A 15,761-nucleotide genomic window follows, 5' to 3' on the forward strand; every position below is an offset into this window, starting at 1 on the left:
TGAAGCCGCGCGGGGTGGCGCGCGTGCTCGCGCCACTTCGCATACCTCTCCGCCGCTGAAAGGCGGCGGCCCCATTGAAGCGTGCTCGTCCAGCATGCTGCTATTCGGGCGTCGGCGCCTCTCCGCCGCTGAAAGGCGGCGGCCCCATTGAAGCCCGGTGATGCAGGACTTCGTCAACGCCTGCCACGAGCTCTCCGCCGCTGAAAGGCGGCGGCCCCATTGAAGCCGGAGCTCAAAGACGGTTTTCGCGATGCCCTGCCACTTCCTCTCCGCCGCTGAAAGGCGGCGGCCCCATTGAAGCAGCCCAAACCACGTCACCGTCGAGCCCACATCCACGCTCTCTCCGCCGCTGAAAGGCGGCGGCCCCATTGAAGCAGCCCAAACCACGTCACCGTCGAGCCCACATCCACGCTCTCTCCGCCGCTGAAAGGCGGCGGCCCCATTGAAGCTGCTGCGCTGGGGTGTTCGTCCTGGGTGGCATCGAGCTCTCCGCCGCTGAAAGGCGGCGGCCCCATTGAAGCGCTGCACATCCGCTCGGAGCGTCGAGCCGGGTCCAGCTCTCCGCCGCTGAAAGGCGGCGGCCCCATTGAAGCGGTCCCGGCGCCCTCTCCCACAAGGTTCGCGCGGTGAGCTCTCCGCCGCTGAAAGGCGGCGGCCCCATTGAAGCGTGGTCAGAGGGGGCGGATAGAAGGGACACTCCCCCTTCTCTCCGCCGCTGAAAGGCGGCGGCCCCATTGAAGCGATCCCGACCCGGCGATCGTCACGCTCGGGTCCTGCTCTCCGCCGCTGAAAGGCGGCGGCCCCATTGAAGCACCGGAGCGGGCCCCGGCTGCGCGTTCTGTTCGGGCGCTCTCCGCCGCTGAAAGGCGGCGGCCCCATTGAAGCCCGTGTCCGACACTCCCGACACGTTCACGGGTTCCGGCTCTCCGCCGCTGAAAGGCGGCGGCCCCATTGAAGCATGCAACCTTGTCGAAGGCGTGCGCCATCCTCCCGGGCTCTCCGCCGCTGAAAGGCGGCGGCCCCATTGAAGCGACCAGTGCTTGAGGACGGCCGGGTTGCCGATCTCGCGCCTCTCCGCCGCTGAAAGGCGGCGGCCCCATTGAAGCCACCGATGATCTGCGCGCCGAGCTCGCGCGCCGGGACTCTCCGCCGCTGAAAGGCGGCGGCCCCATTGAAGCCAGTCTGCTCAGATCCCAGAAGCTCCTCACTTCGTTCCTCTCCGCCGCTGAAAGGCGGCGGCCCCATTGAAGCATGCGCTCGCGCGCCGCGGCGATCTTCGCCGGGTCGACTCTCCGCCGCTGAAAGGCGGCGGCCCCATTGAAGCTGCATCCACTCGGCGCACTGCATCGCGCTCCCCATGTCTCTCCGCCGCTGAAAGGCGGCGGCCCCATTGAAGCAAGGGGAGAGCGGGACCAATTCATTGGACAGCATGGTCTCTCCGCCGCTGAAAGGCGGCGGCCCCATTGAAGCACCGACGCCTACGAGGCGACCGGGGCGACCGACGCCGTGGACTCTCCGCCGCTGAAAGGCGGCGGCCCCATTGAAGCGACCCGGTGGACGCGATGGCAAGCGCCTGGACCCCTTCTCTCCGCCGCTGAAAGGCGGCGGCCCCATTGAAGCTTGTCGGCCCCTGCTCCGTGTTCCATGCCGAGCACAGCTCTCCGCCGCTGAAAGGCGGCGGCCCCATTGAAGCGACAGCATCGGAGAGTTGCTCGGCCGATACGAGGACTCTCCGCCGCTGAAAGGCGGCGGCCCCATTGAAGCGGTCCTGCGCTGCTGCCGTTCGTGCTGGTTGCGCGGCTCTCCGCCGCTGAAAGGCGGCGGCCCCATTGAAGCTTGCCGTACGCGGCGCCCATCCGGGCCCCGCAGGCCCTCTCCGCCGCTGAAAGGCGGCGGCCCCATTGAAGCTCGATCTGGCCGGCGCCGGTCACCGTCTTCGCCGCCCTCTCCGCCGCTGAAAGGCGGCGGCCCCATTGAAGCCGTACGCCGCTCGTTCTGCCCTAGGGATAACCCTCTACTCTCCGCCGCTGAAAGGCGGCGGCCCCATTGAAGCCGACGCCTACACCATCCCTGCGCCCACACCGCAGGATCTCTCCGCCGCTGAAAGGCGGCGGCCCCATTGAAGCAAGAACGCGCTGCGCGACGTGCCCATGGCCGTGACCTCTCCGCCGCTGAAAGGCGGCGGCCCCATTGAAGCCGTAGGTTCGCCGTTCACGAGAGCGCGCGCCCTCGCGCCTCTCCGCCGCTGAAAGGCGGCGGCCCCATTGAAGCGATTGTGTACTTTCGCATGATGTCACCCCGTACCGCCCTCTCCGCCGCTGAAAGGTGGCGGCCCCATTGAAGCGTCAAGGTCGGTGACATCATCGCGTCGCGCCCAGTGCCTCTCCGCCGCTGAAAGGCGGCGGCCCCATTGAAGCCAGATGGTCTCGGCGTCCTTGTCGACCACGTAGGCCAGCTCTCCGCCGCTGAAAGGCGGCGGCCCCATTGAAGCTCTCCGGAGACGATGCGGATCGAGAGCTCTCCCGAGCTCTCCGCCGCTGAAAGGCGGCGGCCCCATTGAAGCCTCGATAACCCCGGACAGCCCCTCAGCATCCGCGACGAACTCTGCGCCGCTGAAAGGCGGCGGCCCCATTGAAGCCGCTGGTGGCAGCACGTGCGGACGCTCGCCGAGCGCGCCCTCTCCGCCGCTGAAAGGCGGCGGCCCCATTGAAGCATCGTCTGCGGGTGATACAGAGCGCCGGCCATGTCGAGCTCTCCGCCGCTGAAAGGCGGCGGCCCCATTGAAGCAACGCCGCCGGCTGCGCTGCCCAGATGTGCCGCACGGCGCTCTCCGCCGCTGAAAGGCGGCGGCCCCATTGAAGCTCGTCCTACCTGGACAGGGAAGCGGTGCGCCGGTGGTCTCTCCGCCGCTGAAAGGCGGCGGCCCCATTGAAGCAAGACCATCAGCCAAAGGGGCCGCGCGCCAAGCGCCTCTCCGCCGCTGAAAGGCGGCGGCCCCATTGAAGCGTCTTGCGCTTCTGCTCCTCGACGCGGCGGGTGCGCTCTCTCCGCCGCTGAAAGGCGGCGGCCCCATTGAAGCGACGGGACGAATTCGTTCCTCGACGTGGCGGGCGACGCTCTCCGCCGCTGAAAGGCGGCGGCCCCATTGAAGCTGGACGTCTGCCGGCGCAAGCGCGTAGCCTGGCCGACTCTCCGCCGCTGAAAGGCGGCGGCCCCATTGAAGCCTGACGCAGAACCCATTGGTGTGCAGCGTCTCCCACCCGCTCTCCGCCGCTGAAAGGCGGCGGCCCCATTGAAGCGGCAAGCGGCCCCTCTGGATCGCCCACTACATCACGCTCTCCGCCGCTGAAAGGCGGCGGCCCCATTGAAGCGCCCCTTGCAGTGCCACTCGAGTTGATCGGACCGGCCTCTCCGCCGCTGAAAGGCGGCGGCCCCATTGAAGCCCCGCGCCGCTTCGGCTGCCGCACCGATCGGCTCCACCTCTCCGCCGCTGAAAGGCGGCGGCCCCATTGAAGCGCGGCGAGCCGGCCCATGCTCGCCCCTCGACGCGTCTCTCCGCCGCTGAAAGGCGGCGGCCCCATTGAAGCGAGCGCAAGATGACTCCCATGACCGGCATGCCCGAGCTCTCCGCCGCTGAAAGGCGGCGGCCCCATTGAAGCATCATCCGGACATGAGCAGAGCGGCGGAGCACAGAAGGCTCTCCGCCGCTGAAAGGCGGCGGCCCCATTGAAGCCGGACCGGCCGGCTCTACCTTGCGTTTCGTGCGTCTCTCTCCGCCGCTGAAAGGCGGCGGCCCCATTGAAGCAAGACGCTCAAGGCCCTGCTCTCTGCGGTCGGCCTACGCGCTCTCCGCCGCTGAAAGGCGGCGGCCCCATTGAAGCCGTTGACTCCAACTCGAAACGACCGAGCGCGCAAGCTCTCTCCGCCGCTGAAAGGCGGCGGCCCCATTGAAGCAAGGCGCCCGAGGCGTATCCGGCCGTTCTGTTTCTCCTCTCCGCCGCTGAAAGGCGGCGGCCCCATTGAAGCGCGAGGGCGCGGTGGGCCTCGTCGACGATGATCACGTCGCTCTCCGCCGCTGAAAGGCGGCGGCCCCATTGAACGCCTCGAGGCCGATGGGCGCGAGGAGCTCGCGCGCGCCGTGAGCGCGGCGAGCAGGGCGGTCGAACGGCAAGAGCGCGTCGAGCAAGCGCCGCAAGCCCAGCATCGCGTCGCCGCCGTCCCGCGCGAGCCCCACCGTGCGCACGGCGCCCAGAGGGCGCTCGTCGAGGGTGTGGCCCGCGCCGACACCGCGGATGTCCTTGCCCACGCGGCCGTCACGAGGCTTCGCACCGAGGGACGCGACACCCTGGCGGCGTCGATCATGATGTTCTGGGCGCGTGAGATCGCCGGACCGATGGTCGATCCAGGCCAGATCGCGGCCGAGCTGCTCGCACGGCTCCGGGCTCGAGGGCACGGTGAGCTCGCGGATACGATCGCGCAGCTGCTGCGCGGTGCCGCGATCGACCGCGATCCCTGCGAGATCATGGCGCTCTGGCTGCACGAGCTCGCCAGGCCGATGGTCGATGCGGCGTCGCTCGCCGCCGCGCTCGTCGCGGCCCTCCGCAACGAGCGGCACGAAGCGCTGGCGGATGGGGCCGAAGCGCTGCTCGTGTCGCATTCCTAGATGGCGTCGCCGTGCGACGTGTGCACGTTGCGGCGGAGCCCGCCGGGGCCGCGCCTGCGTCGACCGAACGTGCGCTGGAGCTCGGCGTCGACATCGAGCTCACGGAGGAAGACACCGAAGCCGACCAGCCCCGCCACGCCGGTGAGCGTCGTCTCCGTCGCGCGGAGGTGCACCGCACGCGGATCGGGACGGCGGGCGCGTCGAGGCGGGGTCGGTTTGGGCTTGTTTCGACGGATGCGCCGTCGCACCTTCGAGGTGCTCGGCGTGCGCTTGCGTTGGGTCATAACAAATGCAACGGCTGCGCACGCCGAGCCTTTTCTTCAATGCATTCCGTTTTGCGGCGTCAGTTTGCCACTCTTTTGAATGGCTCAGGACGCGCGAAATCCAGGCCCAGTTGACAACGCCGTAGCCTTCGGCGTTACCATCCTCCGGCATGAAGCGGATCACATCTTGGCCGGTCCTGGCCGGGCTCGTCGTCATCGCTCTCGGCTGCAGCGGCGGCGGCGCGGGCGCCGGCGGAGCGGGCGAAGCGGGCGCCGGCGGAGCGGGCGAAGCGGGCGAAGCGGGCGCCGGCGGCGGCGCAGGCGGAACGAGCGACGGCGGCGGCATGGACGGCGCTGCCGCGGGCACCGGCGGAACGACCTCTGCGGCCGGCACCGGTGGATCGCTCGCGGGAACGGGCGGTGGCGGGGATGGCGGCGGCGCGGCGGTCGGCGGCAGCGGCGGCGATTCGGGCGCGCAGGGTGGCGCCGGTGGCGGCGCGGGCTCGACCTATCGGCCCTGCCCGACCGACGGTACGGCGTGCAAGATCATGCCGTTCGGCGACTCTATCACCGACGGATACAACGGGGACACGCCGGGCGGCTATCGCGTCGAGCTGTTCCGGCTCGCGCACGCGGCGGGCAAGAACATCACGTTCGTCGGTTCGGGATCGAACGGACCGAACACCGTTGGCGGCGTGGCGTTCCCGCGCAACCACGAGGGCCACAGCGGCTGGACGATCGCCCCCGCAGGCGGAAGGAGCGGCATCTCGACGCTGGTGTCGACCGTCATGCCGCAATACAAGCCCGACATCGTGCTCTTGATGATTGGCACCAACGACGCAATCGACAATTACGACATGCCCAACGCCCCCAAACGTCTGGGCGCGTTGATTGACAGCATCTACGAGCAGCTCCCCAGTGTTCTCATCGTGGTGGCCGCGCCCGTCCCGTCGCGCGGCGATGCGAGCAAGGGCGACGACACCGCGCTCAGCGCGCGCATCAAGACCTACGACGACGCCATTCCGGCGGTGGTGAAGGCCCGCGCGGACGCAGGCCGACACATCATCTCCGTCGACATGTACACGCCCTTCAATCCGAACAAGAGCACGTTACTCGAAGATCAGTGGCACCCCAACCTCCAGGGCTACGTGCTGCTGGGCGAGCAGTGGTACGCGGCGTTGCAGCCTCTGCTCTGACGGCGCGGTCGCTCAAGGGAGGCGCGCGGAGCCCGACGCCCGGCGCGGCGTGTGCAGGCTCGACCAGGGGGTAGGTAATCTCAGCCTTGATTTCGCGCCCATTTCGCGCCCACGGAGCACGAGTGAGCCGACGGCGACGCGCGCCATGGCTGTGTTGCGACTCTCGATCCGTAGCGAAGCCGAACCGTGAACGTCCTGCCAGGCCCAGATCTCCACGCCGCGGCGATCGAGGGCGCGCGCCGGCGCTCCACCGGCGTTGACGCAGCTCAGCCGGCCGCCGAACATCCGCTCCTGTGCAGGCGCCCTCGCCCTCGGCCCTCTTCCAGCTCCTCCTCGACGCGCCCGGGACACCCGATCTGGAGGTCGTGCGCTTTCGAGGGATCGAGAGGCTCTCACGCTGCTTCTCCTTCGATGTCACCGCGCGGCTCGACGCCGGGGCGATCGACGAGGCGACCCTCGCCGCGACGCTGATGGAGCGGCCCGCGTGCCTGCGCGTGCCCACCTCGGCGACCGAGGCGCGCGCGGTGACCGGCGTCGTCACCCGGGTGAGCGTCGAGGGCACAGGCGGCGACGGGCGCGCCGTCGTCCGCGTGCGCATCGAGCCGCAGCTCGCCCTCCTCGGCGAGGGGCGGCAGAGCCGGATCTTCCAGGAACAACCCCTCTCGGGCGTCCTCGGCGCGGTGCTCACCGAGGCGGGGCTGCCCCACCGCTTCTCCCTCGCCGCGCCCCGGCCCCCGCGCGTCTACTGCGTCCAGCACCAGGAGAGCGATCTCGCCTTCATCACCAGGCTCTGCGCGGAGGACGGCGTCTTCTTCTGGTTCGAGCCTCCCGAGGGCGGCGATCCGGCGGCGCCCGAGGTGATCGTCTTCGCCGATTCCCCAGGGGCCTATGCGCAGATCGCCGGCGATCCCACGCTCGTCTACCGCCAGGCGACCGGCGCCGCCGCGCTCGCGCCCGAGGAGCGGCACGTGACGCGGTTCGTGCGGCGGCAGGCCAAGGCGCCGCGCGGCGCGCGGGTGAAGGGCTTCGACTTCGCGCGGCCGGCGCTCGATCTCGGCGCGGCCCGAGGGGAGGCTATCCGGGCGCGCACGACGTACGATCACCACGATCACGACGAGAGGATCGACGCCGGCGCCGAGCGCGCGCAGATCGTGCTGGAGCAGGCCCGGGCGCGCGCGGATCTCGGCGAGGGCGCCTCGTGGTGCCGGCGGCTTGCGCCGGGGCACAGGTTCTCGCTGGAGGGCCACGACGTCGCCGCGCTCAACGGGCGCTATGTGCTGACCCGGGTCGAGCACGAGGGCCACAACGCGCACCTCTCGGGCAGCGACGGGCCGAGCTACGAGGCGCGCTTCCGCTGCGCGCCCGAGGCCGTGCCGGTGAGGCCGCCCGCGCCCCGCGCGTCGGTGCGGCAGGCGCTCGAGACCGCGACCGTCGTCGGCCCGCCCGGCGAGGAGATCCACACCGACGCGCTCGGCCGCGTGAAGGTGCAGTTCCACTGGGACCTCGACGGCGCGCGCGACGACAGGAGCTCGTGCTGGCTCCGCGTCGCGACGCCGTGGGCGGGCGCGGGCTGGGGCTTCCAGTTCGTGCCTCGCGTGGGGATGGAGGTCCTCGTCGGCTTCCTCGGCGGCGATCTCGACCGCCCCGTCGTCGTGGGCGCGCTCCACAACGGCCTCCACGCGCCGACGCACCGGCTGCCGCGCTCGCGCTCGCGGAGCGGCATCCGCACGCAGTCGACGCCGGGCGGCGGCGGATACAACGAGATCGCCTTCGAGGATCGGGCCGGCGGCGAGCAGGTGGTGATCCGCGCCCAGCGCGATCTCGACGCCTCGATCGAGAACGACGCCACGGAGACCGTCGGCCGCGACAAGACCCTCAACGTCGCGGGGAAGCAGGTCGTCCGCGTCGAGGGCGATCGCGACGATCACGTCACGGGGGCGCTCGTCGAGGTCGTCGAGGGCGGCGCGTCGAGGAGCTGCGGCGGCGACGCGCGCGGCCGCACCACCGGCAGCGTCGCGGAGGAGATCCTCCAGAACCGGAGCGTCGAGGTGCACGGCACGGACACGGCCACGCTCCACGGCGGCTCGACGACCGTGGTGGGCGGGCCGCACGTGCTCCGCGTCGACGCCGAGCACACGCTGCTCGTGGGCGAGGGCCGCGACGACGGCCAGGCCGAGGTCTCGGTGTCACACAAGTACCTGCTCTCCTCGGGCAGCGTGATCCGCGTCCGCGCCGAGGACTCGATCGTGCTCGAGTCGGGCCAGAGCTCGATCGAGGTCACGCCGAAGGGCGTCGTCATCCGGGCGAGATCGATCGAGATCGTGGGCTCGGAGCGCGCGTCGCTGTCCGGCCCGGGCCCGGCGGTGCGGCTCGCGAGCGACGCGGAGATCGTGTCGAAGGTCGTCAAGATCTACGGCGAGGAGGCCTCGATCGAGCTCGGCAAGAAGGCGAGCGTGAAGGGCGAGCAGGTGCTCCTCAACTGCGACGAGGGCGCGCCCGAGCCGCCGGAGGACGGCGAGGCGCCGCCGGGGACGAAGAGGTTCAGCATCCGGCTGACCGACGAGCGGTTCGAGCCCTACGCCGGCAAGCGGTTCAAGATGGTGTGCGAGGGCCTGAAGCTCGACGGCGAGACGGGCGGCGACGGATCCATCGAGGCGGACGTGCCGGAGGCGGCGAGGACGGCGGAGATCACGCTGTGGCTCGGCGCGTTCCCCACGGGGCAGGTGCGGCGCTACTCGATCCAGATCGAGGAGCTGCCGGCGCCGACGTCGATCGCCGGAGCGCAGATCCGGCTCAAGAACCTCGGTTATTACCGGGGCGCGGGCAAGGGGGAGCTCGACGACGAGACGCGCGCCTCGCTGCGGAGGTTCCAGAGCGACCACGCGCTGGAGCCGACGGGGGAGCTCGACGGGGCGACCGCCGGGTCGATCGTCGAGCGGCACGGGAGCTGACGCGACGCCAAGGGCGCGACGCCAAGGGAGAGAAGAGACGATGCCTGCTCCGAGCGCACCGATGGGAGTCAAGGTCCCCGCAGGCGGCCCTGGCCACGCCTCGCCGCCAGCCGCGTTCGAGGCCGAGCCGCCGCGGCTCACGACGTGCCTCAACATGACGCCCGTCGACTACCCCGACGGCACCACGGGCGCGCCGGAGTTCCCGGCGCACGAGCTGGATCTCACCGACGCGACGAGCATCGAGCAGATCCTCGCCCACATCGACGCGCGGATCCACGCCCCTCTCGACGACGCGTGGGCCGGCCCGCCGGGCACGGACGGCGAGGACGAGTGGGTCGATGATCCCGCCGAGGAGGCCTGGGCCAAGGCGCTCAGCGAGGCGATGTTCGGCCAGCGGTACGGGGGGCCGGGGCAGTGCTACTTCGGCGATTCGAAGTGGGACTCGTTCATCTTCTCGCGGATGCAGAAGACGTCGATCGACTATATGAGCCAGAAGGTGTGGGGCGTGCGCAAGAACGCGACCGCGCCGGCGACCTGGCTCGAGGTCCAGATCTTCAAGAAGCAGCTCGAGAAGGACGGTCGCAGGATGGAGTCGGCGATGGAGGACAACGACGACCCGGCCATCTCGATCTGCTGCGCGTGTGAGCACAATGCCACGTACGGAACGATCATGCGGGGCTTCACGCTCGAGCAGCACATGAATGGCGCCGGCTGGGCGGCGGGCCAGAACCCCGGACGCCCCATCTTCGACGCCGGGCAGTTCGCGGGCGGCAAGTGGTATCCGACCAAGGAGGCGACGCTCGACGTCGCGGCGGGTCTGCTGAAGACGCCGCCGATCGGCCCCGGGACGATCTACTGCTATAACCCCTTCGGGGACAACAAGATGGTGACCGGCTTCGTTCCCATCGGGTGGATCGAGACCGACGCGCATGGCGCGCCCGCAATCAAGGCCCAATTCAGAGAAAAGACGCTGAACGACATCACCGAGCGCAAATCGCAGTACGGGACGCCGAAGCGACAAGTCGATGATCCGACGGAGCAGCTCACGAAGGTAGAGGAGCTGAACTTTACTCCCTCGACACCGACGTCGGAGTCAGACGCCGCGAACATGCTCGTCGGCGTGCCCCTCCCCGCGACCGGACAGCGCAAGGGATCTCACATCTTCTTCGTGCTCCGCGTGAGCAAGGACAAGAAGCGGATCCAGAAGTTCGACACCAGCAACGGCCACCCGCTCGACAGACACGTAGGAGACACCGTGATGGACCCGCTCGGCAAGGCGGGGATCTACGACGGCATCTCCCTCACCGCGGCCCCGCCAGGCAACGTTTTCTGCGGGATGGGCGTGCTGCCCACCGCCCCCGTGGCGCTCGACACCATGGCCGACCACATCCGCCGCGCGCGGCCCATCAGCCTCATGCGCCTCGTGATCGCGGAGCGCCGCCCTGGGCCCGAGCTCAGCGATCGGCATGTGCTGTTCGTCAGCAAGCTCATGCGGACGTACGATGACGATGGGCAGAATTTCTGGGTGAGCAGGTGCGCATGGTCCCTGCGCAACACCCCCGGGTTCACCAGCCTCCAGCCCTGGTGGATCATCTACATCCCTCGGATGGAGCTCGCGAGGATGATGTGGACCAAGGGGGCACGGAGCCGGAAGCTCTCGGAGATGGCACGCGACGTGTCCGTCATCCGCCGCATGAAGTTCGACAAGGAGCAAGCGAAGAAGACGAAGAAGGATCCACCGCTCGCGCCAGGGCTCCGCTACGGTGAGGACTACGTGGCGCAGATCGTCCTCACGAACGATGACCGAGGAGGCGCGCTCTACTGGAGCCGGGCTCGGTCGGAGCTCAGCTTCGGGGTGACGAACGAGCAGATCCAGGGCAACCCGCTGCCGAACGCGATCAAGGACAGCGTGGCGCCCGTGGCGCGGCAGGGGCGCGATCCCAAGCTCGAGGTGCCCTGGAACGGCGAGCGCTTCGATGACCGTTACAGCGATATCGACATCACGATTCCATCGCTGTTCCGTGACGGCGAGGACACGAGGAGCGCGAGCGAGCATGACGCCGAGCCCATCGCGACTGACGATGACCACGCCGAAGAGCTCAGGATGAGCATGATCGACGACGAACCGAGGACACCGGGTGAGGTGGAGCTCGCATGAGATCGGTGGTAGCGTCTCTGCTTACCGGATTGATGTTCGTGTTCGGCTGCTCTGGAACGCCGCCGCCCCGACCGCTTCAGTCCGCACCGCCCGCGGTGGCACGTCCCACGGCGGCGGCAGCGACGGCGAGCGCTCCGCCAGCAGGCCCGAAAGACTGCGCGAAGAGCGCCACGATCGAGGAGTGCACGTTGGCGTGCAATCACGGCGCGCTCGCGAGCTGCGTCCGTGTCGGGGAGATCCGGATGCAGGCCGATCCCAAAGAGGCGGCGACCGTGCTCGAGAAGGCGTGCAACGGCGGTGAGCAAAGCGGCTGTGAGCGCCTCGCGCAGCTCTACCTTGGCGGCGCGCTGGAGAGGGATTATCCGCGCGCAGCGGCGCTCTATACCAAGGCCTGCGACGCCGGATATCAACCTGCCTGCGGTCGCCTGGCCGACCTCCGTTTCCGGAGCGAGCCGGGCATCGAGGCGCAGACCGACGAGGAGTTCGCCGACGCGATCAAGCTCCTGGAGCGCGCCTGCAACGCCGATGATGCGAAGTCCTGTGGTACGCTGGGGGCGATCCATTTCACGGCGATTCATGTGTCGGAAGATCAGGCCAAGGGATGCGCGCTCCTCGCAAGAGGATGCGCCATGGGCAACGAATGGAGCTGCGGCCATGCAGCCGAGATGTGGGCCCGCGCGGACCTCCCCGCCCTCGGCGGCATCAAGGAGCATGAGAGATCGGCGCGGGTCAACGAGTTCGCCAAACGTCAGGTGGCGCTGCGCAAGGCCGCCTGCGAGGAAACGGGCCGATCCTGCAACCTGGTCGCCAAAGAGGATATCACCAGCGCGAGGAGCCTCCTCGGCGAGCTCTGCCGAACCCGCAACAACATCGCCGCATGTAACGATCTCGGGCTGATGTACGGCGAAGGAGAGCAAGGCGACAGAGACTACGTGGCCGCGGCAGCGCTGTTCGAGATCGGGTGCCGAGGCGGCGCTGAGCCCTCCTGCTTCGAGCTCGCCAGGTTTTACAAATTCGGCTACGGCGTGACGAAGGATCCGCGCAAGACGTTCGTGCTCACAGAGCGGAGCTGCGCGCTCGGCTATACGCCTGCCTGCGACATCCTCGGCACACTTCATCTCAACGGGGAGGGGACGGGGCGCGATATCCACAAATCGCTCGATTTCCGGCGAAGGGCCTGCGGCTGGCACGACAGCAATGCATGCCGTACCCTCGGTGTCTGGCTCATCTCCCACGACGGCGAGGAGGTACGGGAGGGAGAAGGGATGCGCGAAGGCGCCGAGCGTCTCCGCGAGGCATGCAATGGCGATAGCAGTCCGAGCTGCCTCGATTACGCCCTGCTCCACGACAAGGGCTGGGGCGTGCCCAGGGACCCGACGAAGGCGCGCGAGACCGCGCAACTCGCGTGTGATCGAGGCGATCGCGAGGCGTGCGGGTGGCTGAAGAACCCCGCGCTCCACACCCCGAAATGGGTGAAGGAGCGCGAGCAGCGGATGGCGAAGCGCAAGGCGCGCGGCGCCGCGACCAAGGAGCCGAGATGAGCGCGGCAGAGCGAGGGCGGCAGGCAGGGCGCGCGCACCAGCGCGAACCGCAGGTCGAGGGGCTCACGATCGAGCGCTACGCGGAGGTGATGGCCTATCGCCGCCACTTCCCCGCGGCGCGCGCGATCGAGGTGCTGCTCCGGCTCGGCATCCAGCCGGCGCGCTGGGACGCGGCGACGCGCGGCTGGGGCACGGCGATGAGCGGCGCGCTCGCCCGCGACGAGCCGGAGATCCTGACGCGCTTTGCGAAGGCCCTCGCGACCCAGGAGCGGCGACTTCGCGAGTTCCCGCCGCGCATCGAGTCGCTCGGCGAGCCCGTGGCCCAGCAGGGGGACATCGACGGCGCGCGCGCGTCCGAGGGCGAGCGTGCGGCGGAGCGGCCGTCGTACCTGCGCGACGAGGCCGCGAGCGCGCCGTGGCCCGCTCCGCCCGCGGAGCCGGCGCCCGGCGCGCTGCGGAACCTCCACGGGACCGCCGAGATGAGCCGGTTCGTCCCCCGGCCCGCGCTGCCCTTCCAGGAGCTTGAGCCGGCGCGCGAGCCGAGCAAGAAGCGCTGATCCCGGGATGGGTTCGGGCCGATCTCTCGGCGCGTGGGTGATGCGCTCGGCGCATCGGGTCGTGGGCGAGCAGCTTCGGAAGGACGTGCCCTCCTCCGGCCCCCTCGATGGCACGGATGAATTTTGTCGCGCCCCGGCGCACCCGACGTCCTGCAGCCCGACGCGGCAACGGGCGCAGGAGCTTGCGGGATGCGAACGCTTCGATCGTATCGAGGCTCGCGGGAAAGCGAGCCTGGCAGCAGGAGCAGCCTTGGCTTCCGGGGCGCGGCGGCGGGGGCCGGGGGCTTGCCCCTGCCCGTGTGGCCAGCGGCGATCGCCCTCTTCACCGCGGCCCTGGCCGGCTGCGCGCAAGGCGACGACCTGGGAAGGGAGCCGGCTGGCCTCTGGCTCGATCCGCCCCTCCTCGAACCGGCGGGCGAGGAGCCGACCGCCGACGCCGCGAACTCCACGATGCCCGAGCCCAGGGTCGACCACGACGCCGTCGTGCTCCACAGCGGCAAGGTCCTCGTCTTCGGTGGCGCGACGCGGATCCTCGTAGAGCCCGAGCCTCTCAGGGTGTTCGACGACACGCTCCTGACCAGCACGGCGCTGTACGATCCGGCGACAGGGACATGGGCTCCGGCCGCGCCGAGGGCGACCACCGGTTCCGTGCCGACCTCCCGCGTCATGGTCCTCCAGGACGGCCGGGTGCTCGTCGCGTCAGGGGTCTCGTTCGAGCTCTACGATCCCGCGCTCGATGTGTGGACCTCCACGGCCCGGATGCCCACCGCTCGCGCCGCTTCGACATGCGGCACGGCCATGCTGGCCGACGGCCGTGTGCTCGTCGCCGGCGGGAGGGTCCTGGAGGGACCCTCTCCGAGCCGCGGAGTCGCCGAGATCTACGACCCTGCCACCAACAGATGGTCGGCGACAACGCCCATGCTGACCGGGATGAACGCGGTTCGCGGCGCGATCTCGCTGAAGGACGGCAGGGTCCTCGTCAGCGATGGTGTCTCCCGCTCCGAGCTGTTCGATCCGGCCTCGGCGACATGGACCCTGGGGCCGCCTCTCCGCTTCAAGGACATCGTGCCGCTGTCGGACGGCAAGGTGCTCATGATCCGGCGCCACGATGGCCCCGACGCCTTGTCCAGCGTCTATGACCCGGTCACGGACACCCAGACCGCGATACCGCCGTTCGCCTTGCCGGCCGCGAGCGGGATCGTGTCGCCGGCGCTCACGGCGCTGCGGGACGGCCGCGCATTGTTCACGGGCGGCTACACGCGCGAGACCAGCTCCGAGGCGTGTACCGGTACTTCTGATCCGTGGGACTGCCCTGTTTACTACAAGTTCTCTGGCGCCGTGTGGGTGTTCGATCCCGTCGCCCAGCGCTGGAGCCCGGCCGCGCCGATGAGGCTCCCCCGGGCTGACCACACGGCCACGCAGCTCCTCGACGGCGCGGTGTTGATGGCCGGCGGCGACGTCGTCGACATCGTCGTCATCCCCGGGCTCGTCTCGACGACCAACGCGGAGCTCTACGCGCTTTCCACGTCTCCGCTCGGCGCGCCTTGCCACGATGGCGCCTCCTGCGACAGCGGCTTCTGCGCGGATGGGGTCTGCTGCGATGCCGCCTGCGACGCCGGCCCCTGCGATGCTTGCGTGGTGGCCGCCGGCGCCTCCGAGGACGGCCGCTGTGCGCCGCTCACGGGCACCGCCTGCGACGATGGGGATGCGTGCACCGATGGCGACACCTGCCAGGCGGGCGCGTGCGCAGCAGGCGCCGTCGACATTTGCGGCAGCGGAGGCGAAGGAGGCAGCGCGGGCGCCGGTGGCAGCAGCGTTGGTGAAGGAGGCAGCGCGGGCGCCGGTGGCAGCGGCGTTGGTGAAGGAGGCAGCGCGGGCGCCGGTGGCAGCAGCGTTGGTGAAGGAGGCAGCGCGGGCGCCGGTGGCAGCAGCGTTGGTGAAGGAGGCAGCGCTGGCGCCGGTGGCAGCGGCGTTGGTGAAGGAGGCAGCGCGGGCGCCGGTGGCCGTGGCACCGGTGGAAGCACTGGTGAAGGAGGCAGCAGCAGCGACGGCGCTGGCAGCACCTCGCAGTCGTCCGGCGGCGATCCAGAGCCAGGCTCAGGCGGCGATGGAGACCACGCTGGAAGCGGCGGCGCTGGCGCCGGCGCTCCGGACGGCGGCGGCGACACGTCGATGAGCTGCCGAGTCGCGAGCCCTGGCCAGGCCCCCCCGCGGTGGCTCGGAGCGCTCTCACTCCTTGGCGTGCTGGCGCTGCGCCGGCGGCGATCCGGAGGCAGGTGATGGGATGACGCAGGAGATGCGATGGGCCCGAAGGGCACCTCGACATCGCGGCCGCTGGACCGGCCGCGATGCTCTCCTGCGGCCTGGCTTCCCCGTGGAGCTGCAATCGGGCTGAAACCGCATGCAAACAGCAAGAAGATGAACCGCCGACC

Annotated in this window: 8 protein-coding genes and 1 CRISPR repeat array (1 of these 9 cut by a window edge); of the genes, 7 read left to right on the forward strand and 1 reads right to left on the reverse strand. The window is 70.0% G+C overall.

Going from position 1 to position 15,761, the window contains the following annotated elements:
- Positions 1-4,101: a CRISPR direct-repeat array (repeat unit 36 nt; unit sequence CTCTCCGCCGCTGAAAGGCGGCGGCCCCATTGAAGC) (it extends 396 nt beyond the left edge of the window).
- A gap of 37 nt (positions 4,102-4,138) precedes the next feature.
- A complete protein-coding gene (locus tag WMF45_RS01525) occupies positions 4,139-4,663 on the forward strand; it encodes a hypothetical protein (RefSeq protein ID WP_437715202.1) in 525 nt (174 codons plus the stop codon).
- Here WMF45_RS01525 and WMF45_RS01530 read toward each other — a convergent pair.
- Complete coding sequence (locus WMF45_RS01530) at positions 4,660-4,836, reverse strand: hypothetical protein (protein WP_437715203.1); 177 nt, start codon at positions 4,834-4,836, stop codon at positions 4,660-4,662. The genes WMF45_RS01525 and WMF45_RS01530 overlap by 4 nt on opposite strands.
- A gap of 260 nt (positions 4,837-5,096) precedes the next feature.
- Here WMF45_RS01530 and WMF45_RS01535 point away from each other — a divergent pair, with 260 nt between their 5' ends.
- The 6 genes from WMF45_RS01535 to WMF45_RS01560 all read left to right on the forward strand — a co-directional run bounded on the left by WMF45_RS01535 (position 5,097) and on the right by WMF45_RS01560 (position 15,609).
- Positions 5,097-6,122, forward strand: a complete 1,026-nt coding sequence (locus WMF45_RS01535) for an SGNH/GDSL hydrolase family protein (protein ID WP_437715204.1) — start codon at positions 5,097-5,099, stop codon at positions 6,120-6,122.
- A gap of 293 nt (positions 6,123-6,415) precedes the next feature.
- Entirely contained in the window at positions 6,416-9,073 is a 2,658-nt protein-coding gene (gene tssI, locus WMF45_RS01540) for a type VI secretion system tip protein TssI/VgrG (RefSeq protein WP_437715205.1), read from the forward strand.
- A gap of 61 nt (positions 9,074-9,134) precedes the next feature.
- Positions 9,135-11,231, forward strand: coding sequence for a hypothetical protein (locus WMF45_RS01545; RefSeq protein ID WP_437715206.1), 2,097 nt, complete (start codon positions 9,135-9,137; stop codon positions 11,229-11,231).
- A 188-nt stretch (positions 11,232-11,419) separates the two neighbouring features.
- Positions 11,420-12,772, forward strand: coding sequence for a hypothetical protein (locus tag WMF45_RS01550; protein ID WP_437715207.1), 1,353 nt, complete (start codon positions 11,420-11,422; stop codon positions 12,770-12,772).
- Positions 12,769-13,329, forward strand: coding sequence for a hypothetical protein (locus WMF45_RS01555; protein ID WP_437715208.1), 561 nt, complete (start codon positions 12,769-12,771; stop codon positions 13,327-13,329). The genes WMF45_RS01550 and WMF45_RS01555 overlap by 4 nt, the downstream gene beginning before the upstream one ends.
- Positions 13,330-13,518: 189 nt before the next feature.
- Complete coding sequence (locus WMF45_RS01560) at positions 13,519-15,609, forward strand: Kelch repeat-containing protein (RefSeq protein ID WP_437715209.1); 2,091 nt, start codon at positions 13,519-13,521, stop codon at positions 15,607-15,609.
- Positions 15,610-15,761 lie beyond the last annotated feature (152 nt).

The organism is Sorangium sp. So ce448 (assembly GCF_051520915.1).
GTDB lineage: Bacteria > Myxococcota_A > Polyangia > Polyangiales > Polyangiaceae > Sorangium > Sorangium cellulosum_B.

What these genes read in the sequence shown, in the direction of transcription:
- WMF45_RS01535 (WP_437715204.1), top strand. Translation starts at nt 5,097, where the DNA reads ATGAAGCGGATCACATCTTGGCCGGTCCTGGCCGGGCTCGTCGTCATC.
- WMF45_RS01545 (WP_437715206.1), top strand. Translation starts at nt 9,135, where the DNA reads ATGGGAGTCAAGGTCCCCGCAGGCGGCCCTGGCCACGCCTCGCCGCCA.
- WMF45_RS01555 (WP_437715208.1), top strand. Translation starts at nt 12,769, where the DNA reads ATGAGCGCGGCAGAGCGAGGGCGGCAGGCAGGGCGCGCGCACCAGCGC.
- WMF45_RS01560 (WP_437715209.1), top strand. Translation starts at nt 13,519, where the DNA reads ATGCGAACGCTTCGATCGTATCGAGGCTCGCGGGAAAGCGAGCCTGGC.